21 protein-coding genes are annotated in these 22,319 nt (G+C 63.4%); 11 read left to right on the top strand and 10 right to left on the bottom strand.

What is annotated here, in order from left to right:
* Positions 1-35: 35 nt before the first annotated feature.
* Entirely contained in the window at positions 36-848 is an 813-nt protein-coding gene (locus IGS58_RS18620) for an outer envelope protein (protein ID WP_080753567.1), read from the bottom strand.
* 440 nt (positions 849-1,288) lie between these two features.
* On the opposite strand from IGS58_RS18620, the gene IGS58_RS18625 reads away from it, so the two are divergent.
* The 6 genes from IGS58_RS18625 to IGS58_RS18650 all read left to right on the top strand — a co-directional run bounded on the left by IGS58_RS18625 (position 1,289) and on the right by IGS58_RS18650 (position 8,619).
* Complete coding sequence (locus IGS58_RS18625) at positions 1,289-2,803, top strand: ABC transporter ATP-binding protein (protein ID WP_230522353.1); 1,515 nt, start codon at positions 1,289-1,291, stop codon at positions 2,801-2,803.
* Positions 2,796-3,881 carry an ABC transporter permease gene (locus IGS58_RS18630; protein ID WP_230522354.1) on the top strand — a complete coding sequence of 362 codons (1,086 nt, stop codon included), beginning with the start codon at positions 2,796-2,798 and terminating at the stop codon, positions 3,879-3,881. Before IGS58_RS18625 ends, IGS58_RS18630 begins: the two co-directional genes overlap by 8 nt.
* Positions 3,874-4,803 (top strand): ABC transporter permease, encoded by a 930-nt coding sequence (locus tag IGS58_RS18635; protein ID WP_230522355.1) that lies wholly within the window; start codon positions 3,874-3,876, stop codon positions 4,801-4,803. The genes IGS58_RS18630 and IGS58_RS18635 overlap by 8 nt, the downstream gene beginning before the upstream one ends.
* A 21-nt stretch (positions 4,804-4,824) precedes the next feature.
* Positions 4,825-5,901: a BMP family ABC transporter substrate-binding protein gene (locus IGS58_RS18640; RefSeq protein WP_070257271.1), complete on the top strand. Its 1,077-nt coding sequence runs from the start codon at positions 4,825-4,827 to the stop codon at positions 5,899-5,901.
* Positions 5,902-6,016: 115 nt separating this feature from the next.
* Positions 6,017-6,853 carry an HDOD domain-containing protein gene (locus IGS58_RS18645; protein WP_034784492.1) on the top strand — a complete coding sequence of 279 codons (837 nt, stop codon included), beginning with the start codon at positions 6,017-6,019 and terminating at the stop codon, positions 6,851-6,853.
* Positions 6,854-6,990: 137 nt separating this feature from the next.
* Positions 6,991-8,619, top strand: a complete 1,629-nt coding sequence (locus IGS58_RS18650; RefSeq protein ID WP_230522356.1) for a M28 family peptidase — start codon at positions 6,991-6,993, stop codon at positions 8,617-8,619.
* 53 nt (positions 8,620-8,672) lie between these two features.
* Here IGS58_RS18650 and IGS58_RS18655 read toward each other — a convergent pair whose 3' ends face one another.
* Together IGS58_RS18655 and IGS58_RS18660 are read right to left on the bottom strand one after the other, a co-directional pair.
* The gene (locus tag IGS58_RS18655; protein ID WP_230522357.1) at positions 8,673-9,893 is read right to left on the bottom strand and encodes an MFS transporter; all 1,221 of its coding nucleotides are present in this window, start codon (positions 9,891-9,893) and stop codon (positions 8,673-8,675) included.
* Between the two features lie 184 nt (positions 9,894-10,077).
* Positions 10,078-11,076 carry an LLM class flavin-dependent oxidoreductase gene (locus tag IGS58_RS18660; RefSeq protein WP_230522358.1) on the bottom strand — a complete coding sequence of 333 codons (999 nt, stop codon included), beginning with the start codon at positions 11,074-11,076 and terminating at the stop codon, positions 10,078-10,080.
* 214 nt (positions 11,077-11,290) lie between these two features.
* On the opposite strand from IGS58_RS18660, the gene IGS58_RS18665 reads away from it, so the two are divergent.
* On the top strand, positions 11,291-12,796 hold the full coding sequence (locus IGS58_RS18665; RefSeq protein WP_230522359.1) for a dipeptidase: 1,506 nt from the start codon (positions 11,291-11,293) through the stop codon (positions 12,794-12,796).
* 196 nt (positions 12,797-12,992) lie between these two features.
* Complete coding sequence (locus IGS58_RS18670; RefSeq protein ID WP_230522360.1) at positions 12,993-14,120, top strand: peptidase M24; 1,128 nt, start codon at positions 12,993-12,995, stop codon at positions 14,118-14,120.
* A 41-nt stretch (positions 14,121-14,161) separates the two neighbouring features.
* On the opposite strand, the gene IGS58_RS18675 is transcribed toward IGS58_RS18670, so the two are convergent.
* Positions 14,162-14,641, bottom strand: coding sequence for a hypothetical protein (locus IGS58_RS18675; protein WP_034784488.1), 480 nt, complete (start codon positions 14,639-14,641; stop codon positions 14,162-14,164).
* 220 nt (positions 14,642-14,861) lie between these two features.
* On the opposite strand from IGS58_RS18675, the gene IGS58_RS18680 reads away from it, so the two are divergent.
* Positions 14,862-15,149: a hypothetical protein gene (locus tag IGS58_RS18680; RefSeq protein ID WP_034784487.1), complete on the top strand. Its 288-nt coding sequence runs from the start codon at positions 14,862-14,864 to the stop codon at positions 15,147-15,149.
* A 22-nt stretch (positions 15,150-15,171) separates the two neighbouring features.
* On the opposite strand, the gene IGS58_RS18685 is transcribed toward IGS58_RS18680, so the two are convergent.
* From IGS58_RS18685 to IGS58_RS18705, 5 genes are all read right to left on the bottom strand, one after another.
* On the bottom strand, positions 15,172-15,597 hold the full coding sequence (locus IGS58_RS18685; protein WP_070257290.1) for a VanZ family protein: 426 nt from the start codon (positions 15,595-15,597) through the stop codon (positions 15,172-15,174).
* 559 nt (positions 15,598-16,156) lie between these two features.
* The gene (locus tag IGS58_RS18690; RefSeq protein ID WP_230522361.1) at positions 16,157-16,921 is read right to left on the bottom strand and encodes an SDR family NAD(P)-dependent oxidoreductase; all 765 of its coding nucleotides are present in this window, start codon (positions 16,919-16,921) and stop codon (positions 16,157-16,159) included.
* 84 nt (positions 16,922-17,005) lie between these two features.
* Positions 17,006-17,527: a TPM domain-containing protein gene (locus IGS58_RS18695; protein WP_070257294.1), complete on the bottom strand. Its 522-nt coding sequence runs from the start codon at positions 17,525-17,527 to the stop codon at positions 17,006-17,008.
* Positions 17,527-18,363: a TPM domain-containing protein gene (locus IGS58_RS18700; RefSeq protein WP_115057426.1), complete on the bottom strand. Its 837-nt coding sequence runs from the start codon at positions 18,361-18,363 to the stop codon at positions 17,527-17,529. Before IGS58_RS18700 ends, IGS58_RS18695 begins: the two co-directional genes overlap by 1 nt.
* A 1-nt stretch (position 18,364) precedes the next feature.
* Positions 18,365-18,979, bottom strand: a complete 615-nt coding sequence (locus IGS58_RS18705) for a LemA family protein (RefSeq protein ID WP_034759964.1) — start codon at positions 18,977-18,979, stop codon at positions 18,365-18,367.
* A gap of 167 nt (positions 18,980-19,146) precedes the next feature.
* On the opposite strand from IGS58_RS18705, the gene pyrF reads away from it, so the two are divergent.
* Entirely contained in the window at positions 19,147-19,971 is an 825-nt protein-coding gene (pyrF, locus tag IGS58_RS18710) for an orotidine-5'-phosphate decarboxylase (RefSeq protein WP_034781724.1), read from the top strand.
* Positions 19,972-20,115: 144 nt separating this feature from the next.
* Here pyrF and sbcB read toward each other — a convergent pair whose 3' ends face one another.
* Positions 20,116-21,564 carry an exodeoxyribonuclease I gene (gene sbcB / locus IGS58_RS18715; RefSeq protein ID WP_230522362.1) on the bottom strand — a complete coding sequence of 483 codons (1,449 nt, stop codon included), beginning with the start codon at positions 21,562-21,564 and terminating at the stop codon, positions 20,116-20,118.
* A gap of 146 nt (positions 21,565-21,710) precedes the next feature.
* Between sbcB and IGS58_RS18720 the strand changes: the two genes are divergently transcribed.
* Positions 21,711-22,319: a DUF5610 domain-containing protein gene (locus tag IGS58_RS18720; RefSeq protein WP_230522363.1), complete on the top strand. Its 609-nt coding sequence runs from the start codon at positions 21,711-21,713 to the stop codon at positions 22,317-22,319.

Below are 22,319 nucleotides of genomic sequence, written 5' to 3' on the forward strand. Positions count from 1 at the left end.
GCGCGATCGTGGGTGTTGATGCGTAACAATGAATTTTAGAAATGGTACTCCGCGCGTATCATCGGCGTCTTTGCCGTCTGGCCCACATTGCCCGTGGTGGCGGGCGAATTGCCGAACTTGTTCTTCCAGTACTGGTATTCGAGGCCCACGCGGAAGGTGTTCTTGGCGCTGCCCAAGGCAGCGCCCACGTCGTACATTACTTGCATGTCGATATTCGTTTCCACCGCCGTGTCGCGACCCACTTCATCCTTGCCTTTCGAGTCGATGAGGTTGAAGAAACCTTCGAACGAGAACAGCGGCGACAGGGGGATGGCCCAGGCGCCCGTCAGCATGGCGTGCGTTTTATACGTGTAGCGGCCCGTCACCTGCGAGATGGGCGGGAAGGCGCCGCTGGGGGCGTTGCTTTCGCGCAGCAACAGCAGGCTGGTATTGAAGAAGCCGGGCACGTCCCACATCAGGGTGGGGCCAGCCACCAACATGCGCTTGCGCGAGTTGTAGCCGACGTCATTTTTCGTGTTGACGTCGAAGCCCAGGGTGACGCCGACGCCGCGCACGGGGCCGAACTTGATGTCGCTGCCGCGCACCTTGCCGATGTCGATGGTGTTGCGGTAGACCAGGTACGCCTCCTGTGCGCCCGACGTTTTGCCCAGTGCGCCAGGGTCCTTGCTGTCGGACATGAGGAAATCGAGGTTGACGAAATTGCTGCCGTATTTGTAGCCGCTGGCGTGCGTGATGGCAAAGATGTTTTTCTTGATGTCGTCCGGATTGAACGGCTCGCGGTAATCATTGCCGGCGCGCCAGCTCAGCGCGGTATCGCTCCATTCGGCAGCCTGGGCGGTCGCGCCCACGCCGAGGATGGTAGTGAGGCAGAGCAACAGACACGGTATGGTTTTTGGCACTTTCGGCTCCTGATGGCGGTGTGGGAAAACGGGAACTGGGGATGGCTGGACGCGTAGTCTGCATGTAGCGCTGCAATGGGTTAACGCGCGCCGTTCAATCCATGATGCGAGCATCGCCGCGCCGGGCGATATGTCTTGTGCGCATACTTACTATCAGTTCCTGCATATAATCATCGCACCTTCTCGTCCTTGCGGGGCAAGGCGGACGCTGCAAAGCTGATAATTTTTTTCAAAATTGTATACAGGTGTTGTTTTTTTGTGGAAATAGAAATGCACGCCGCCGCGCCCGCCCCCCAAGCGCCGCGGATGCCGATACGATAGAGACTGAGTGTTGATTTTTTCCACCGATCGGCATCCCGCATACCACGCAGCGAGGCACGAAAAAAACAATGACGGCACGCCTGGAACTCATCGATATCAGCAAGCGCTATCCGGCCGTGGTGGCCAATGACGGCATCTGTCTCACTGTCGCGCCCGGACAGATCCATGCCGTGCTTGGCGAAAACGGCGCCGGCAAATCGACCTTGATGAAAATCATCTACGGCGCCGTGCAGCCCGATGGCGGCCGCATCCTGTGGAATGGCCGCGAAGTGGACATCGCCAACCCGTCGGCCGCGCGGGCGCTGGGCATCGCCATGGTGTTCCAGCACTTTTCCCTGTTCGACACCTTGACGGTCACGGAAAACATCGCCCTCGGTTTGCCCGCGGGCACCAACATGGCGGAGCTGGCGCAGCGCATCGAAGCGACGGCGCGCCAGTACGGCCTGGACCTGGAGCCGCAGCGCCACGTGCACACGCTTTCCGTTGGCGAATGCCAGCGCGTGGAAATCGTGCGCGCCTTGCTGGCCAAGCCGCAACTGCTGATCCTCGATGAACCGACGTCCGTGCTGACGCCGGGCGCCGTGGAAAAGCTGTTTAGCACCTTGCGCCAGTTGGCCGCCGAAGGCTGCAGCATCCTGTACATCAGCCACAAGCTCGACGAGATCCGCGCCCTGTGCCATACCTGCACGGTGGTGCGCGCCGGCAAGAATGCGGGCATGTGCGATCCTTCGCAAGAGTCGGCGGCCAGCCTGTCGCGCATGATGATCGGCGCCGAGCCGCCCGCCGTCACGCGCGTGGCGCGCACGCCCGGCGCGGCCATGTTGAGCGTCAAGAATTTGCAGTTGCCGAAGAGCCATCCGTTCGCCACGCAGTTGACGGACATCAGCTTCGACGTGCGCGCAGGCGAGATCGTCGGCATTGCAGGCGTGTCCGGCAATGGCCAGCAGGAATTGCTCGCCACCCTGTCGGGCGAGGACATGCGCGCAGCCGCCGGCAGCATCGTGCTGAACGGCACGCCGGCGGGACGCTTGCCGCCGGGACGCCGGCGCGCCCTGGGCTTCGGCTTCGTGCCGGAAGAAAGGCTGGGGCGGGGCGCCGTGCCCGACATGGCGCTGGCCGACAACGTGCTGTTGAGCTTGCAGACACAAGCCACCATCCGCCACGGCTTCCTGCGCCGTGGCGCGATTGCGCAGCGGTCGGCCGCCATCATCGCGCGCTTTCAGGTGAAGGCGGGCGGGCCGCAGGCGCTGGCGCGCAGCCTGTCGGGTGGCAACTTGCAGAAATACATAGTCGGACGCGAAGTCATGCGCGAACCCACCGTGCTGGTGGTGGCGCAGCCGACTTGGGGCGTGGACGTGGGCGCGGCCGCGCAAATCCGCGCCGAATTGCTGGCCTTGCGCGACGCGGGCTGCGCGCTGCTGGTCGTGTCGGAGGAGCTCGATGAATTGTTCGAGATCAGCGACCGCTTGCTGGTGATGGCGAAAGGAAAGATTTCACCATCGCTCGATGTGGGCGAGGCCAGCGTCGATCTCGTTGGGCAATGGATGAGCGGGCTGTGGCCGCAGGAGGCAATCAATGGCTAAGTTCGCCTTGCGCCTGGAAGCCCGTCCTTCTCCGTCGCGGCTGATGTCGTGGCTGTCGCCCGTGCTGGCCGTGCTGCTTACCGTGCTGTGCGGCGCGCTGCTATTTATTGCACTGGGACACGATCCGCTGGCGGGACTGGCCGTCTTCTTTGTCGAACCCTTGCGCGACGCGCACGGCTGGTCCGAGCTGGGCATTAAAGTCGCGCCTTTGCTCCTGATCGCCGTCGGCCTGGCCATCTGCTTTCGCGCCAACATCTATAACATCGGCGCGGAAGGTCAGCTGACCCTGGGCGCCATCTGCGGCGGCGCGGCGGCCCTGTACCTCGATGACGGTGTCGGCGGCGCGGGGAGTATTGCCATCATCGGCGTGTCCTTGCTGGCCGGCATGGCGGGCGGCATGGCGTGGGCGGGACTGGTGGCCTGGCTGCGCGACCGCTACAACGCCAGCGAAATCCTCGTTTCGCTGATGCTGGTCTATATCGCTCAATTGCTGCTCAGCTATCTCGTGTATGGCGTGCTACGCGACCCGGAAGGATTCAACTTCCCTCAATCGAAACTGCTGTCCGACGGCTTGCTGTTGCCGATGGTGATCAGCGACACGCGCTTGCATGTGGGCATCGTGTTTGCCTTGCTGGCCTCGCTGGGCGGCTGGCTGTACTTATCCAGAAGCATTGCGGGTTTCCGCCTGCGCGTGGGCGGCATGGCGCCTGCCGCCGCCCGCTATGCGGGCTTTTCCTCGCGCAAGACCTTGTGGTCGTCCCTGCTGATCTGCGGCGCCCTGTCCGGCCTGGCGGGTGCGTGCGAAGTGCTGGGACCGATGGGGCAGTTGACGCCCACGGTCTCGCCCGGCTACGGCTTTGCCGCCATCATCGTCGCCTTTGTCGGGCGCCTGCATCCGGTAGGCGTGATTTTCTCCAGCTTCGTCATGGCCCTGTTCTATATCGGCGGCGAACTGGCGCAGTCGCGCCTGGGCTTGCCCAGCGCGATCACGGGTGTGTTCCAGGGCATCTTGCTGTTCGCCTTGCTCGCTTGCGATGTGCTGATCCAATACAAACTGCGCTGGAGGAAACATGGATAACCTGGCCCTGACGATAGCGCCGCTGGTCGCTGCCAGCATCAATGCGGGCACGCCGCTGATGCTCGCTGCGCTGGGGCTGCTCGTCAATGAAAAGGCGGGCGTGGTCAACCTGGGGGCGGAAGGCATGATGCTGGTCTCGGCCATCACGGGTTTTGCCGTGGCTGTCAACACGGGTAGCCCCACCCTGGGCTTTCTGGCGGGCGCGGGCGCCAGCATGGCGCTGTCCGGCTTCTTTGCCTGGCTGACCGTATGGCTGGGCACGAACCAGTACGCGACGGGCCTGGCCTTGTCGCTGTTCGGCGCGGGCGCCTCGACGTACATCGGCTTGAAGTACGTGGGCAACAGCTTGCAGAATGGGCGCTTCGGCATCCCCTTCCTGGAAGACATTCCCGTGCTGGGCCCGGCCCTGTTCCGCCAGCATCCGATGGTCTATCTGTCGTTGCTGCTGTGCCTGGCCATCGCCTGGTTTCTGTACCGCACGCGGGCCGGCCTCGTGCTGCGCGCCGTGGGCGAGTCGCCCGCTTCCGCGCATGCGCTCGGCTACCCCGTGCGCCGTATCCGTCTGGCGGCCGTGCTGTTCGGCGGCGCCTGCTGCGGCCTGGCCGGCACCTTCCTGTCGCTCGTCTACACGCCGCTGTGGGTCGAAGGCATGGTGGCGGGACGGGGCTGGATCGCGCTGGCGCTGACCACCTTTGCCACCTGGCGTCCCGCGCGCGTGGTGGGCGGCGCCTACCTGTTCGGCGGCATCACGATTCTGACCTTCCACGCGCAGGCGCTGGGCGTGCCCATCGCGTCGCAACTGCTGTCGATGCTGCCGTATGTGGCAGCCATCGTCGTGCTGGTTTTGATCTCCAGCAACGCCAATTACATCAAGCTCAATATGCCCGCTTCGCTGGGCAAGAATTTCAATCCGGGAAATTAATCACTCACCACAAGGAAAACCATGTCCAAGAAACTAGTATGCGCCGCCGTTTGCAGTGCTGTTTTGATGCCCGTCATGGCCGCCGCTCCCGCCACCGCGCCGCTGAATGTCGGCTTCGTGTATATCAGCCCCATCGGCGACGCGGGCTGGACCACCCAGCATGACCTGGCCCGCAAGGAAATGGAAAAGGCGCTGGGTAGCAAGATCACCACCAAGTACGTGGAAAACGTGCCGGAAAGCGCCGATGCGGAACGGGTGATCCGCGACCTGGCGCAAACGGGCAGCAAGCTCGTCATCACAACCTCGTTCGGCTACATGAATCCCACCTTGAAAGTGGCGAAGCAATTTCCTAATGTGAAGTTCATTCATTTGACGGGCTACAAGACGGCCGTCAACGTGGCCAATACCAACGCCCGTTTCTACGAGGGCCGCTACCTGGCCGGCGTGTTGGCAGGCAAGATGAGCAAGACCCATGTGGCCGGCTACGTGGCGGCATTCCCGATCCCGGAGGTGTTGCAGGGCGTTAACGCTTTTACGCGCGGCATGCGCAGCGTCGACCCGAAGGCGGAAGTGAAAGTGGTGTGGGTGAATAGCTGGTTCGATCCGGGCAAGGAACGCGACGCCGCCATCACCCTGATCGGCCAGGGCGCCGACGTGGTTACCCACCACACGGATTCGACCGCCGTGGTGCAGGCGGCGGAAGAAAAGGGCAAGTACGCGATCGCCTACCATTCGGACATGAAAAAGTACGGGCCGAAGGCGCAGCTTGCTGCCGTCACCCACCATTGGGGCGACTACTATACGAAGCAGGCGCAAGCCGTGCTGGACGGCACGTGGAAGTCCAGCAGCACCTGGGGCGGCATCAAGGATGGCATGGTCAAGCTGGAAGGCATCAACGCCACAGTGCCGGCCGACGTGAAACAGTTTGTATTGGCACGCGAGAAAGACTTGGTAGCTGGCAAGCTCAATCCTTTCAGCGCGCCGATCAAGGATAACGATGGCAAGGTGCGCCTGGACAAAGGCGTGCTGGACGATGCGGCGCTGACTAAGATGGATTATTTTGTCGAAGGCGTGGCAGGAAAAGTTTCCGGAAAGTAATAGGTTTGAGTTTGAACTTGCTGTAATATTGCCGGAAACGGGAGCCGGGCCGGGAGTGCATTCCCGGCCCACCCACACAGCAGAGCCTGAACAGGCCCGTACCGGAGATTGACCCATGGACAGACTGGAAGTATTCAAGATTATCGCGCTGCAAGCGAGCAAGGGCGAGCTGACGTTCCCCGCCAACGTCAAGGCCACCTTGAAGCTGCAGGAAGCGCTGGACGACCCCGATTGCCATATCGAGGCGGCCGCCCGCATGGTCATGGCCGAGCCGCTGCTGTCGGCGCGGGTCGTGGCATTGGCCAACTCGGCCGCCTACAACCGTTCCGGCAATGAAATCGCCAATGTGCGCGCAGCCGTCTCGCGCCTGGGCTTTGCCACCCTGAAATCGATGGTGGCATCCGTCATCGTGCGCCAGCTGGGCAGCCAGATTACCGACCCGCAATTGCGCGCCAAGGCGGCCAAGCTGTGGGAACACACGGCTCACGTGGCCGCGCTGAGCCAGGTAATCGCCAAGAAAGTCACGCATGTGGACGTGGAAACGGCCATGTTCGCCGCCATCGTGCACGAAGTGGGCGGCTTTTATCTGCTGTCGCGCGCCGAGGAATATCCAGGTTTGCTGGACGACAATACGGAAGACTGGATCGAATACGGCGAAAAACTGATCGGCCGCGGCGTGCTGCGCCAGTTGCAAGTGCCGGACATGGTCTTGCAGGCCGTGGAAGGCATGTGGCACGGCGGCAGCACGTTCCCGCCCCGCACCCTGGGCGCGACCCTGGTGCTGGCCAACGATCTGTCGCCCGTCGGCTCGCCCCTGCACCCGCCGGAAAGCGCCGCGCGGCGCCAGGCTGCAGCGAAGATCGACTTCGGCATCGGCGGCAGCACCTTGCACACCATCCTCGAGGAATCGGCGGAAGAGATCGAATCCCTGGCGGCCGCTTTGCTGGTCTGAACGTTTCCCCTGCAAAATCCCCGCCCTTGCCGCGGGGATTTTTTTCGTCCGCATTTTGATGCATCTTTCCCTATGGCATACAATCGCCGGCTCGGCCATCCGCCGGACTGAATGTCTCCTCTTACCCAAAGGATCTTATGCAGAAGCTGTTTTCTTCCCTGGCCGTCACGGCGCTCGCTTCCAGCCTGGCGCTGGCGTTTTCCGCGCACGCCGCGACCGGCTTGCCCGTGGTGCAGGAAGCGCCGCTGCGCGCCCACCTGGCCTTCCTGTCCAACGATTTGCTGGAAGGCCGGGGCACGGGCCAGCGCGGCGCCGACCTGACGGTGGCTTACCTGGAAACCCAGGCGCAGATGGCCGGACTGCAACCCGTGCGCGGCAATAGCTACCGCCAAAGCGTGCAGATCGCCGGCGTGAAATCCTTGCCACAAGACAGCAGCCTGCAAGCCGTGGCGGGCGGCAAGCCCGTGCCGCTGGCTTTCGGCCCGGACTGGGTGTGGGCCACGGGCGACTCCGTTGCCGCCCACACCTTCGATGCGCCGCTCGTCTTCGTCGGCTATGGCATCACGGCGCCGGAAGAAGGCTGGAACGATTTCAAGGGCGCCGATGTCAAAGGCAAGATCGTCGTCATGATGGTCAACGACCCGCAACCGACTAGTGCCGAGCCGAACCGCTTTGCCGGCAAGGCGCTGACCTATTACGGCCGCTGGACCTACAAATTCGAGGAAGCCAAGCGCCAGGGCGCGGCTGGCGTATTGCTGATCCACACGAAACCGTCCGCATCGTACGACTGGAGCGTGGTGCAGAACAGCTGGAGCGGCAGCGAGCGTTTCCAGTTGGCCGACCGCACGGCCGGCACACCGCTGCAGGGCTGGATCGCGGAAGACGCGGCGCGCCGCCTGTTCGCGGCCGGTGGGCTGGACCTGGACGCCTTGCGCGCGCAAGCGGAAAGCAAGGATTTCAAGGCCGTCGCCTTGAATGCCAAGCTGAGCGGCGAAATGAAGTCCGCCGTGCGCAAGGTGGAGCAATTCAATATCGCCGGCATGGTGCCGGGTACCGACCCGGCATTGAAGGATGAAGCCGTCATCTACAGCGGTCATTGGGACCACCTGGGCAAGCAGGGTGACAGTGGCGACACCATCTACAACGGCGCCGTCGACAACGCTTCCGGCACGGCCGGCTTGCTGGCCATGGCGCAGGAAGCTGTGAAAAAGCCTGCGAAGCGCACGCAGATCTTCCTGTGGGTGGCGGCCGAAGAGCAGGGCTTGCTGGGTAGCGCCGCCTACGCGGCCGACCCCTTGTGGCCCTTGAACAAGACGGCCGCCGCGCTGAACCTGGACAGCCTGAACTTTGTCGGTGCCACGCATGACATCGGCGCGCAGGGCAGCGAGCGCACGGAGCTGGGCGCCATGGCGGCCACGGTGGCCAAAGCCATGGGCATGCATATCGCGCCAGCCCGTCCCGACCTGGCCGGCGGCTACTTCCGCAGCGACCATTTCAGCTTTGCCAAGGCGGGCGTGCCCGCGTTTTCCATCAATGGCGGACGCGAGTACATCAAGGACGTGGCAGCGTCGAAAGCCAAGGCGGCCGCGTATGGCCCCCGCTACCATCAGGTTACCGATGAGTACGATGCCAGCTGGGATTTGTCCGGCATGACGCAGCAGGCGCAATTTACCCTGAACCTGGGGCAAGCCGTGGCGAATGCGGCCAGGATGCCGGCGTGGAAGGCGGGCGATGCGTTTGGCAAGGCGCGTGCGTCAACGAAGTAACTGTCCCGGCATAAAAAAACCGCTCAATCGTGAGCGGTTTTTTTTTTTGCGCCTCAGGCTTGACTTGCGCGTTCCAGCCGGCGCTGCGCGTGCCGGTACTTGCTCCACACGATCAGCATCAGCAGCGGCATGGCGCCGCCCACCATGCACAGGGCGGGCCAGCCGCCGGCGGCAAAGCTGGCGCTGGCCAGTGCCGAGCCTGCCGACGCGCCGATGAAGCCGCCCGCGATGAACACGGTGGTGACCCGCGCCCGCGCATGCGGCGCCAGTTTATAGATGATGGATTGGTGCGTCACTTGCAAGCCCATCACGCCCATGTCCAGCAGGACGATACCGATCAGCAGCAGCACCAGCGAATGGGCGCCAAAGCCGATCAATGCCCAGCCCGCGATGGAAGCCACGGCCAGCAGCCAGGTGGCCTGGCGCGCATAGCCGCGGTCGGCCATGCGGCCCGCCGTGTTGGCGGCAAAGGCGCCCGTGGCACCGGCCAGGCCGAACAGGCCGATCTGCATTTCCGAGTAGTGGTACGGCGCGCCGCTGAGCAAAAAAGTCAGGCCCGTCCAGAACACGCTGAAGGTGCCCAGGCCCAGGCCCGAGAACAGGGCGCGTTGGCGCAGCAACGGTTCCTGGCGGATGATGTCGGCCAGCGAGGCCAGCAATTTTCCGTATTGCAGCTTGCCCCGTGGCGCCTCGTTCGGCAGGATGCGGCGCAGCATGACGAGCAGGGCGGCCACGACGATGGCGGCCAGCACGTACACGGTGCGCCAGCCGCCGCTGATCTGCGACACGGTGCCGGACACGGTACGCGCCAGCAGAATCCCCAGCAACAAGCCCGTCATGACGGTGCCCACCATGCGGCCCCGGCTGTGGTCGGGTGCATACGACGCGACCATGGCCGTGACTACCATCAAGGCACTGGACGTGATCCCCATCAAGACACTGGCGATGGCAAAGATAATAATGTTCTGGCTGGTGGCGGCCAGCAGCAGGGCGCCGATCTTGGCGATCAGCATCCACGTCAGCAACTGGCGGCGGTTCAGCACGTCGCTGAGGGGGACCAGGAACACGATGCCCAGCACATAGCCGATTTGCGTGGCCGTGACCAGGTAGCCCGCCTGCGGCACGCTGACGCCGAACGAGGCGGCCAGCATGGAAGTGAGCGGCTGCACATAGTAGAGGCTGGCGACGAGCACGCCGGCGGACAGGGCGAACAACAGGATGCGGGTCGACGTCAGCAGGGCGCTGGCATCGACGGTGGATGGTGCAGATTTCATGCGAGACAACTTTCTTGGAGTGATGCTTTTGGATGAGCATGATAGCGGGGCTGCGCATTTCTTGCCGGACGCGGCCGATTTTGCGGTGGGGCGGCAGGCAACGCAGCAGGCAAAAAAATCCCGGCGATCGTTGCCGACGGCCGGGAAAAGGGTATAGGGGGATATACCAGGGGAGACTTAAAACTTACTGTGCGCGCGCCAGCTCCGCATGCACCTGCGCCGTGATTTCATACGAACGCAGCCGGTGCTGGTGGTCGAAGATCTGCGAGGTGATCATCAGCTCGTCGGCGCCCGTTTCGGCAATGAACGCGGCCATCTTCGCCTTGACGGTACCCGGCGCGCCGATGGCCGTGCAGGACAGCACGGAATCGAGCATGGCGCGTTCCTGCGGGCCCAATTGCTCCAGATAGCCGGGCACGGGCGGCTGCAGGCGCGACGGGCGGCCCGTGCGCAGGTTGACGAAGGCTTGCTGCATCGACGTGGCGCGCAGGTGCGCCTCGGCATCCGTGTCGGCGGCAAACACGTTAAAGCCCAGCATCACGTACGGTTTCGCCAATTGTTTTGAAGGCTTGAAATGTTCGCGGTAATAGGCCACGGCTTGCAGCATCATTTGCGGCGCGAAGTGCGAGGCAAACGCATACGGCAAGCCCAGGTGGGCGGCCAGCTGGGCGCCGAACAGGCTCGAGCCAAGTATCCACACGGGCACTTTCGCACCCTTGCCGGGCACGGCCAGCACGCGCTGGCGCGGCTCGTCGGACATATAGTCGATCAATTCCAGCACGTCTTGCGGGAACTGTTCCGCATCGGACTGCAGGTCGCGGCGCAGGGCGCGCGCCGTCGTCTGGTCGGAGCCGGGCGCGCGGCCCAGGCCCAGGTCGATGCGGCCCGGGTGCAGCGCTTCCAGGGTACCGAACTGTTCCGCGATGACCAACGGAGAATGGTTGGGCAGCATGACACCGCCCGCGCCCACGCGGATGGTCCTGGTGCCGGCCGCCACATGGGCGATGACGACGGCCGTGGCGGCGCTGGCGATGCCGGGCATGCCGTGGTGTTCGGCCAGCCAGTAGCGGTTGTAACCCCAGCGTTCGCCGTGCTGCGCCAGGTCGAGCGTGTTCTTGAACGACTGGCTGGCGTCGCTGCCTTCGGCGATGGGGGCCAGGTCGAGTATGGAAAATGGAATCATGGTAGCGATATCGGGACGTGGTGGAAAATCACAATGGACGATTTGTCTATCCCCTGACGACAATAGGGTCGGCCTTGGAAGCGGCAGGGATGACAGGCTGTGCACATGATAATGCGAATCGGGAATTTGCGTACTGATCGGTAAAAAACTCGTATCGATTGGAAATCGGTGCGGGCAATGCTAGAGTGGGCCTCCCCACTTTATGCGCCCCGCCATGTTCAAGAAACCCGTCCTGCTGACTTTGATAAGCCTGCTGCTGCAGCCCTCCGTTCACGCCGCGCCCATCAGCCTGCAGGCGCAGGAAACGGCGCGCTACGCGTTGGCCACTTATCCCGAACCGCTGATCGCCAGCCTGGCGAAGATGGTCAGTTTCAACACGGTGGCAGACCCGGCCGTGCCGTTTGCCGCGAATCCCCAGCACACGGGCTTCAAGCGCTACCTGGCGGCCGAGGCGCAGCGCCTGGGATTCGACTTCCAGGAGCATGGCCATGTGGTGATCATCGGCATGGGCAGCGGCAGCGAGCGCGTGGGCGTGATCACGCACGGCGACGTCCAGCCCGTGAATCCCGCCAAATGGGCCCGCTCGCCGTTCGAGCTGGACCGCACCAGCGAACCGGGAAAATTACTGGGACGGGGCACGGAAGACGACAAGGGGCCGATCGCCACGGCCCTGTACGCGATGAAGGCTATCCAGGACCAGCAGGTGCCGCTGAGCAAGCGTATCGAGCTGTACGTCTACATGGCCGAGGAATCGGACTGGGAACCGCTGAAACAGTTCCTGAAAACCCATACGCCGCCGCAAGTGAACATCACCATCGATGCGGAATACCCGGTGGTGACCGCCGAGAAGGGCTACGGTTCCATCAAGCTGACCTTGCCGCCGCGCACGGCCATGCCGGCGGGGAAGGGCCCTGTGCTGACGCAACTGACAGGCGGCTTTTTCGGCAGTCAGATCCCGGAAGATGCACAAGCCGTGATCGACCACGCGCCAGCCGCGCTGGAAGCGGCCATCCGCGCCCGCGCGCAGCAGCAACAGGGCGTGCGCTACAGCTATGCGCGCGATGGCGACACCTTGACGGTGACGGCGCTGGGCGTGTCGGCCCACTCGTCGAAACCGGAAGATGGTGTCAACGCCATCAGCATGCTGGCCGACGCGCTGGCCGTGCAGCCGTGGCAGGGCACGCAGGCGGCCGACATGCTGTCGTTCCTGAATGAACTGGTGGGCACTGGCATCTACGGCGAACGCTTTGGGCAGATCGCTTACCGCGACGGCTTCATGGGGCCGATGACGGTAGCACCGACCGTGCTCAAGCAGAACGGCGGCGCGCTGGAGCTGACTATCAATTTGCGCCGTCCGCAAGGCAAGACGACGGCCGTGCTGCAACAGCAGGTGACGGCCGCGTTCGACGGCTGGAAGGCACGGCGCCGCGTGCCGGCTACCCTGCAGGTGCAGATCGGTGAACCGTGGCTGCAGACGGCGGCGCCGCAGATTCCCACCTTGTTGTCCGTCTTCGAACACTACACGGGCATCGCCAATCCGCAACCGGTGGCCATCGGCGGCGGCACCAATTCGCGCCTGTTCCCGAATGCCGTGAGCTTTGGCCCGGCCATGCCGCACACGGTCTACACGGGGCATTCCGAACATGAGTTCATCACGGAAAAGCAGTTGCTGTTGAACTTGCAGATGTACACGGCCGTGTTGATTGAACTGGCGAAATAGCCGCTTGCAAAAATAGCGGGAAGTCATAGACTGCAAGCCTGAGACGAGGCCAGGCACTGAACTTTTTATGCGCGTGCCGGTCTTAAGTTTCCATGTAGGAAGAGGGGGCAGCTATGCATGCACAACAGGATTCCCGGCTGGTGCCAGGCAGGGCAGGCGGGGTGGCGCCGTGCCGCATCCCGCACGCGGGGCGGTCATGAACTGGCCGCTGGAGCTGGAAGTGGCGCACAAGCTGGCGCAGATGCGGGGCTGGCTGGAAGACCAGCGTGCCGGTGCCGTGCGCCTGCGCGGCGTGGACTGGTTTGCTTGGGCCACGGCGGGCGCATCGAACAGCCATTGCCAGACAGCCGAGTGCGGCTGCGCGGAAGTACTGGTGACGCGCGATGCCGCCTACATCCTGACGGACGAAGCCGAAGCCATGCGCATGCGCGAGGAAGAAGTGCGCGGGCCATGGACGTGGCAGGTGTCGCCCTGGATGCAGCCGCAGCTGTATGAATTGCGCGAGCATTTCGTGCAGCATGTGGCCGGCGGCGCGCCTGTCCTGTCCGACCGGCCCGGCTTGCACGAACGCAGCCTGCCTGTGGCCCTGCGCGAAGAGCGGCTGGTGCTGCTGGAATCGGAGCAGTTACGCTACCGGCAGGTGGGGCTGCTGGCAGCTGGTGCGGCCGCGGATGCGCTGCGCCAGGCCCGCCCCGACTGGAGCGAGCTGGAACTGGCTGCCGCGTGTGCGCGCGCGCTGTGGCTGCGCGGCTTGCAAGCCGTGTACGTGCTGGCCAGCGGTGGAGAGCGCCAAAACCGTTATCGGCGCGCGCCGCCAGCCCAGGCGGTGCTGGGCAAGCAAGCCGTGCTGGCCTTGTGCGCGCGGCGTTTCGGCCTGTGCGCCAGTCTCAGCCGTCAACGGCGCTTCGGCCCGGCGCAGCATCGGGCCGACGGCGCGGCGGTGGTCATGGACGATGCCGATGCGGCCATGCTGGCGCTGGAAGCGGTGGCGCTCGACGCTTGCGAAACGGGCCATGCGCTGAGCATGGTGTATCACGCGCTCGACAGCGCCTACGCCTATGCCGGCCAGCCCGACACGGTGCGCACCAGCCGGCAGGGCGGTATCCATGGCTACCTGGCGCCCGAAGTGGCGGCCGGCGCGCACACGGAAATCATCCTCAAGCGGGGCATGGCGCTGGCCTTTCACCCCAGCCTGCCCGGCAGCACGGTGGAAGACACGTTTTTGCTCGACGGCAGCCATTTGCACAATCTGACGCACGACCCGGCCTGGCCTTCGGCCGTGGTGCAGGGGCGCAGCCGGCCGTTGACCCTGGCGCTGGCTTGATGCGGTCAGTTGCGACCAGCATCGGCCAGTGCCGGTACATATCAATAGCGCTGCATCACGCCTTTTTGCACGCTGACCCGCTCGCCGATCTGGAAGGCGGGCTGGGTATTTTGCACAAAGGTGCGCGTCGTGCCGTCGTCCAGGCGCAAGGTGACGCGATACAGCATATTGCCCGCCGCCCCCGAGGTGCTGCCGGCCGTGCCCGACGTGCCCGCTTGCATGTCGGCACTGCCTTGGTCCATGCTGCGCGGCACGGTTTCTATCGACTGCACCGTGGCCGAGCTGATGTTCAGGGTGGACTGGTTCGCGTCATTGCGCATGTCGCTGCTCATGGCGTTGCCGGTATCGGTGGCCGTGCTGCTGGTGGCGCTGGCCGTACTGCTTGGCGGTGTCGTGCCGGCCGGTGCGGCATAGGTTTCGCCGCTATTGCTGCGTGCCAGGCTAGTTTTGTCCGTGGACTGGCAGGCCGCCAGCAAGGCGCATGTCAGGCCGGTCAGCAGCAGGGTTGTTTTCGATCTCATCTTGGTCTCCTCATGGTCGCACACTAGGATCGGCACCCGCGGTGATTGCGGATAGCCGCGATTGCTGCATGTAAGAGCATGGCGGGGCAGGGATGTTCGGCGCCCGTCATTGTCGATTGAGCTAGATCAAGAGTCCAATTGCCGTGCTTGGTATAAAAGATGCTGGCAATTACCACTTCGTGCGGCTGCACGCTTCCTCACTGTTGAATCGGGAGAAAAAATGTCATCTGGCCCTACCGCAAAACTGATCGATGAGTTGGTGCTGGCCGTCGGCGGCACCGCGCGCGATGCCCGCGCGCGCCATGTCCTGGCCCAGGCCTTGCATGGCCTGGTGCGGCTGGCGCGCTCGGAACAGTTGCTGGACATGCAGCGCGATGCGGCACGCGCCATGGGGGCCGGCAGCCGGCGCGAGGCGCGCGCCCTGATGCGCCGCCTGGGCACGCGCAGCGCGCGTGGCCAGGGACAGTTGCGGCTGGAATTGCAAGATAGCGAAGCGGACCGCGCCTGACGGGCGCGAGTCATCTCACCGTTCAGGCTTCAGGCCGCGGCACGCCCTTGCCAAGGGCAGCGGCGACCATTTTCGGCCAGAGGAAATACAGCGGCAGGCAGACCGCCACGGCGGCCGTGATATCGACCACCCAGTCGCTGACGGCGCCACGGCGGTAGGGCAGGAAACTCTGGATGAATTCGTCCAGCGCGCCCATGGCCGCCACCATCAGCACCGACAGCAGCGCCCGGCGCGCCATGCCGCCGCCCGTGCCGCTGAACAGGATCAGGGCCAGCACGCCATAGCCGACGGAATGCAGCACGCCGCCTGACGCATACTGGCCCACATCTGCGCGCACGCCGGGAATGTCGCCGATCAGGATCACCAGCACATACAGCAGCAGCGCAGTGCGGTAGCGCAGGCGTTCGTAGCGGTCGGCAAAACAGAGTTCGAGCAATGGTGCAGGCATGATGCGTCAGGACAGGTGGAAAGGCCGTCACAATATCATGTGCATGGCAGGCCGCCATGTTTTTGCGCAAGAGCTTGCCGTGCAGGCAAAAAAAGGCCCGCGGGGAGGCGGGCCAAAAACCCAAATGAAATGGGTCAAGAGTTGAGAGTTGCTCGGTACTCACCATGTCGCGCGCCTTGCCGGCGCCCGCCACGGTCATGAAAGGGGAGTGGTGTGCCATCGCGGCACACCTGTCTGTAGTCAGGCATATCGGTTGCCTGTACAGCAGATGAAGCAAGTATAGGGGGCGAAGATGACGGGCTGATGACACGCCGCAACATTTTTTTGCGGCGAGCAGAAGGACAGTGAAGAACGTCTGTCATGGCAAGAATGTCCATGTTTCAGCAGTGATAGCAAAAAAAAGCCCGCTGGTGAAAGCGGGCTTAAAACTATTTTCTTGGAGGAGAATAGTGGAGACAGGTGCATTATGCTGCGTCGCACGATATGTGTCTAATGGTCTTTTCAGATAACCATTATCGTTTTTTGATATAACTGCCTGTCGTTCTGCCTGTCGCTGCCTTCATTCCTTCACGGCCACCGTGTAGTTGAGCGCCATGCGCCCGCCATCGACATAGATGGTCTGGCCCGTCATGTAGGTGGCGTCGTCGCTGGCCAGGAAGGCGGCGATGCCAGCCACTTCTTCCGGTTCGCCGCAGCGGCCCAGCGGCGTGCGCGACAGGATCGTATGGCGCGCCTCCGGGCTCGACAGCACTGCCTGCTTGGCCAGTTCCGTCAGGATGGTGCCCGGCCCGATGCCGTTCACGCGCACGCCATGCGAGGCCAGGTTCAAGGCCATGACCTTGGTCAACTGGTTGATGGCGCCCTTCGACACCACGTACGGTACCTGGTTCGGGATCGCCAGTTCCGCATTCACGCTGGACATGTTGATGATGCAGCCAGTGTTGCGCTTGACCATTTCGCGCGCCACGGCCTGGCCGCACAGGAACATCGATTTCAGGTTGATGCGCATGACCCGGTCGAAATCGTCTTCGCAGACGTCGAGGAAATCGGCCGCGTGCGTGACGCCCGCATTGTTGACGAGGATATCGATGTGGCCGAACTGGGCCAGGGTTTCCTTCAGCATGGCATCGACGTCCGCCTTCTGGCTGACGTCGGCGCAAAAAAAGCGCGCCTGCGGGCCGAGGGCGCTCGCCGCCTGTGCGCCTTCTTCCTTGATGTCGACCAGCATCACCTGCGCCCCTTCGGCGATCAGGCGGGTGGCGCAAGCCAGGCCGATGCCTTGCGTGGCGCCCGTGACGATGGCGGTTTTATTGACTAGTTTCATGTGTGCTCCTCGGCGGTAATAGGGGCCGCTGCCCGGGCCACCGGCCCGCGCGGCAATGGGCAGATTTTAATCCCTGGGCGGGAATCAGAGGAGGATGGGTTCGTTTGGCAACTGGTTGCCGCGCGTGCCATCGGCAGGGAAGTGGCTTTGCAACAAGGTATTCAACTGCTGCAAGGCATCCAGCGTGCTGTCGTGGTAATTGCCGTCCTTGAAGCCTTTGGTCATGGTGCGGCACACGGCTTGCCATTGTTCCGGCGTGACGCGCCGGCCCACGTTGCGGTCGGCGACGATATCGACCTGGTGCTCGGCCAGGTTGATATAGATCAGTACGCCGACGTTGTCTTCCGTATCCCACACGCCATACTGGGCAAACAGTTCGCGCGCCCGCTCGCGGTTGCTCACGCCCTGGTACGCCATGCCCGGCGTCAGGGCCGCTTCGACGATCAGGCGCACTTCCGCCTGGTGCATCGCTTCACCGTTGGCAATCGCTGTCTCGATGGCTTTCAGGGTGCGTTCCGGAAAGGCCTGGCGTGCCGTCGCCGGCGTGCCCCGCAAATGTTTCAAGGCCCGTCCGCAGCGCTGTCCGAATGTCAGTTGTTTCGTCATTACCAATCTCCCGAGGCGCCGCCGCCGTCAAAACCGCCGCCGCCGCCACCGAAACCACCGCCGCCACCGCCACCGCCAAAACCACCACCGCCGCCGAAGCCTCCGCCGCCGCCGCGGTTGTTCAGCGCCTGGCTCAAAATGCTGCCCAGCACGACGCCGGTGGCGCCGCTGGACCAGTTGCTGCCGCGCTGCAGCCGCGTGGGGCCGCCGCGCGAGCGGAACAGGGTCAGCACGACGAGGAAGCCGAAGAACAGCAGCGGCAGCCAGAAGGTCATGCCGCCCGCTTCCACGGTCGCCGGCGCTTTCTGCTGTGCCGGGGCGGGGAATTGCTCCTGGTTCAGCAGGGTGGCAATCGAGCCCACGCCGGCCACCAGGCCGCCGTAATAATCATTCTGCTTGAAATGCGGCGCGATCACGTCTTGCAGGATGCGTTTCGATTGCGCATCCGTCAGTACGCCCTGCACGCCGCGGCCCGCTTCGATGCGCAGGCGGCGCAGCGACGATGGGTTGTCCTTTGCCACCATCAGCAGCACGCCGTCATCGACGCCCTTGCGGCCCAGCTTCCAGGCATCCGTCACGCGGATGCTGTATTGCTCGATCGCTTCCGGCTCCGTGCTCTTGACCAGCAGCACGGCGATCTGGCTACCCGTCTTGGCTTCGTAATCGGCCAGCACGCCTTCCAGCGCCGCTTTCTGTTTGGCGTCCAGCATGCCGGCGTTGTCCGTCACGCGCGCGGCCAGCGGCGGCACGGGCTGCAAGCCCTGTGCGCCGGCCGGCGGCATCGTCCACAGCAGCAGTGCCGTCGCCAGCGCCGCCAGATAAGACCAGGCTTTCATCTTATTTGCCGAAGTTGACGGTCGGTGCGGTCGAGATGGCTTTTTCATTTTCCACCGTGAACGATGGCTTGACCTTGTAGCCGAAGACCATGGCCGTCAGGTTGTTCGGGAAGCTGCGCGCATGCACGTTGTAATCCTGCACGGCAACGATGTAACGCTGGCGCGCCACGGTGATGCGGTTTTCCGTGCCTTCCAGCTGCGACTGCAAGTCGCGGAAGCTGGTGTCAGCCTTCAAGTCCGGGTATTTCTCGGACACCACCATCAGGCGCGACAGGGCCGACGACAGCTGGCCTTGTACCTGCTGGAATTTCTCGAACGCGGCCGGGTCGTTCAGCACTTCGGGCGTGATCTGGAAACTGGTGGCGGCGGCGCGCGCCTTGGTCACCGCTTCCAGGGTTTCGCGCTCGTGCGTCGCATAGCCCTTGACGGTGTTGACCAGGTTGGGGATCAGGTCGGCGCGGCGCTGGTACTGGTTGACTACTTCGCCCCAGGCTGCCTTGGTGGCTTCATCCTTGCTCTGGAAGTCGTTGTAGCCGCAGCCCGTCAGGATGCCGGCCAGGACGGTGACGCTCAGCGCCAGGCGCAGCCATTTGGTGAATTGATTGGTGATTTGCATGATGGGTTCCGTGCAGAGTAAGGGAGGTGAGGCAAATATACCTGAAACGGCCCGCAATGTCGGTTTAATAAGCGCTGGCCGCCGCGTCTGGCCGCGTTGCCACGCCGTGGCAACCCCGCGCCGCGTTACAATACGGGGTTTGCAACTGAATATAGAGAAGGTGTGCCGTGAATTTCATCAATAAATTATCCGCCGCGTGGACGGCCAATAATTCCCTGCTGTGCGTGGGCCTGGACCCCGACCTGGCGAAACTGCCGGCCGAACTGCGCGATCTGCCTGATGGAATCACCACCTTTTGCACGCGCATCATCGATGCCACGGCCGACCTGGCCTGCGCCTTCAAACCGCAGATCGCGTATTTTGGCGCGCTGGGCGCGGAAAAGCAGCTGGAAGACATCTGCCGCTACGTGCGCGAAAACTATCCGCACATCCCGCTGATCCTCGACGCGAAACGGGGCGACATTGGCGCGACGGCCACGCAGTACGCGCGCGAAGCGTTCGAGCGCTACGGCGCCGACGCCGTCACCGTGAACCCGTACATGGGCGAGGATTCGCTCGATCCCTACCTGGCGTGGCAAGACCGCGGCGTGATCATCCTGTGCCGCACCTCGAACCCGGGCGGCTCGGACCTGCAATTCCTTGACACGGATGGCGTGCCCTTGTACCAGCGCGTGGCGCGCCTGGTGGCCGACAAATGGAACAAGAACGGCCAGTGCGCGCTCGTCGTCGGCGCCACTTTCCCGGAAGAACTGGCGCAAGTGCGCGCCATCGTCGGCGACATGCCGCTGCTGGTGCCCGGCATCGGCGCCCAGGGCGGCGACATTGCCGCCACGGTCGGCGCGGGCCAGACGGCCAACGGCATGGGCATGATGATCAGTTCGTCGCGCGCCATCATCTATGCCACGCCGCAGGCTGGCGAAGACTACGCCGACGCGGCACGCCGCGTGGCCATTGAAACGCGCGATGCGATCAATGCGCATCGTTCGGTCTAAGAACGATATACAGTCAGCTACACAGCGCCTGACAAAACCGTAGCGAGCGGAAGGGATAGGTGGCCGAGAAGCGCAACCGTACTGGAGTACGGTGAGCATCGCAGGCCACCTATACCGACGCGCAGTAGGTTTGGTTAGGTGCCACTAATCGCGCATGGGCGCCACCATCTCCACGTAATCGTACAACTCCCCCAGAATTTCCTCGCCACGCTCATCCACGGATTCCGACAGCATGTCGATTTCCGTAAACAGCATTTCGATGGTGCGGGCGCCGCCGTCGCCGTCGAACAGGCGGGCAGCGCGGTGCTGCTCCCAGCGCAGGCTTTCCGCTTCGCTCAGGGTTTGCGGGAAATTGCGGGCGCGGTAGCGGAACAGCAGTTCCTGCAGGCGTTCGTCGGCAAACGAGGGACGGGCCGTGGCCAGCTTGGCCGGCGTGTCGCGGCGCAGGGATTCGAGCAGGCGGCGGTCGTCGTTGCTGACGAAACCATTGTACAAATCCTCATCCACGTCCAGCGCGACATTTGCGCCTGGGCGCTGGAACACTTCGGCCCAGATGGCATCCATGTTCGGCGCCGTGGCGGCCAATTGCGCGTTGACCTTCGCCGCGTCCAGATCGATGCCCCACTGCGCGGCCATGGCCGGCGACAGGGTCTTTAAATTGCCAACCAGCATGGGCGACTTGTTCAAGTGCACGCTTTTCACGGGCAGGCGCGTCATGCCTTCCGGCATGGCGTCCTTGCGCGTAAACAAACGCGTGCGGATGGTGTCGGCGTCCAGGGCGAACAGTTCGCGCGGATCGTAGGCGCAATCCCAGACGAGGATTTCGTTTTTATTGCTCGGATGCGTGGCCAGCGGCCAGACGACGCCCAGGCAGCCCCGTTCGGCGGGGAACATGCCGGACACGTGCAGGAAAGGCTGGCGCTCGCTGGCGGCCAGGTGCATGCCCATTTCGCTGGCGACCCTGTCCTTCTTGTGCAGTGCCAGGCAGAATTCGAACAGTTTCGGCTGTTTTTCCTTGATCAGGCGTGCCAGGGCGATGGTGGCGCGCACGTCGGACAGCGCATCGTGCGCCGCTTCGTGGGCCAGGCCATTGGCCTTGCTCAAGTGTTCCAGCCTGAAACTGGTCTGGCCATCGTCGCGCTTCGGCCATTCGATGCCTTCCGGGCGCAGCGCGTGCGTCATGCGCACGACGTCGAGGATGTCCCAGCGGCCGCAATGGTTTTTCCATTCGCGCGCATATGGATCGATCAGGTTGCGCCAGAACAGGAAACGCGTGACTTCATCGTCGAAACGGATGGTGTTGTAGCCCACGCCGATGGTGCCCGGTTCCGAAAAGGCCGCTTCGACGGTGGCGGCGAACTGGTGTTCGGGTACGCCCAGCTGCAGACATTGCTGCGGCGTGATGCCCGTGATCAGGCACGATTGCGGGTCGGGCAGGAAATCATTGGCAGGCTGGCAATACAGCATGATCGGTTCGCCGATCTCGTTGAGGTCTGCATCCGTGCGGATGGCGGCGAACTGGGCCGGGCGGTCGCGGCGCGGCTGGGCGCCAAAGGTTTCGTAGTCGTGCCAAAGAAAGGTCTGGTTAGTCATTGATGGTCGTTGCTTGATGGGTTATCCGGGCCCGTGAAAGGGCCGCTGCTACAGTTTTCTGAAAACCTGCCGATACTACACGAGAGGATGGTCATCATCGCGTTTCCCGCATGGTGGCATACATTGCCCGTTCAAGGAGGTCTATCGTGTCAATTCCCATCGCCGCAAGCGGCAATTCCAACCCTTCCGTGACTTCCGTCAGTACGGGCGTTGCCGGCAAGGACGATAAAGTCCAGCACGGCGTCAACACTGAAATGAGCGTGAATGACCGTACCAAGCTGCAATTGAACGCGTCCATCATGCAGGCGTCGCTGAGCGTGTCGATCGGCGCGGAAAACGAGCCGTTGGCGCTGCTGTACAAGACGGCCATCACCAACATCAATGAAGCGCTGAGGGGCCAGTACGGCGAAGACGCGATCCAGAACGCGGCTTCGCAGGATAACAGCGCCGAAGCGACGGCGAACCGCATTGTATCGCTGTCGACGGGATTTTTTGACGCCTTCAAGAAACAGAATCCCGGCCTGGACGACGATACTGCCCTGAGCAAGTTCATGGACACCATCAGCGGCGGCATGGAAAAAGGCTTCAAGGAAGCGCGCGATATCCTGGGCGGCTTGAAAGTGTTGCAAGGCGATATCGCCGGCAATATCGACAAGACGTATGAACTGGTGCAGAAAGGCTATGCGGACTTCATCGCCGCGCACAGCAGCAAGAAGGATGATGCCGCCAAGCCGGCCGACAGCAAGGCTGCCTGA

Origin of the sequence: Janthinobacterium sp. EB271-G4-7A (assembly GCF_020858075.1) — a bacterium.
In the GTDB taxonomy this organism is placed as follows: domain Bacteria; phylum Pseudomonadota; class Gammaproteobacteria; order Burkholderiales; family Burkholderiaceae_D; genus Janthinobacterium; species Janthinobacterium lividum.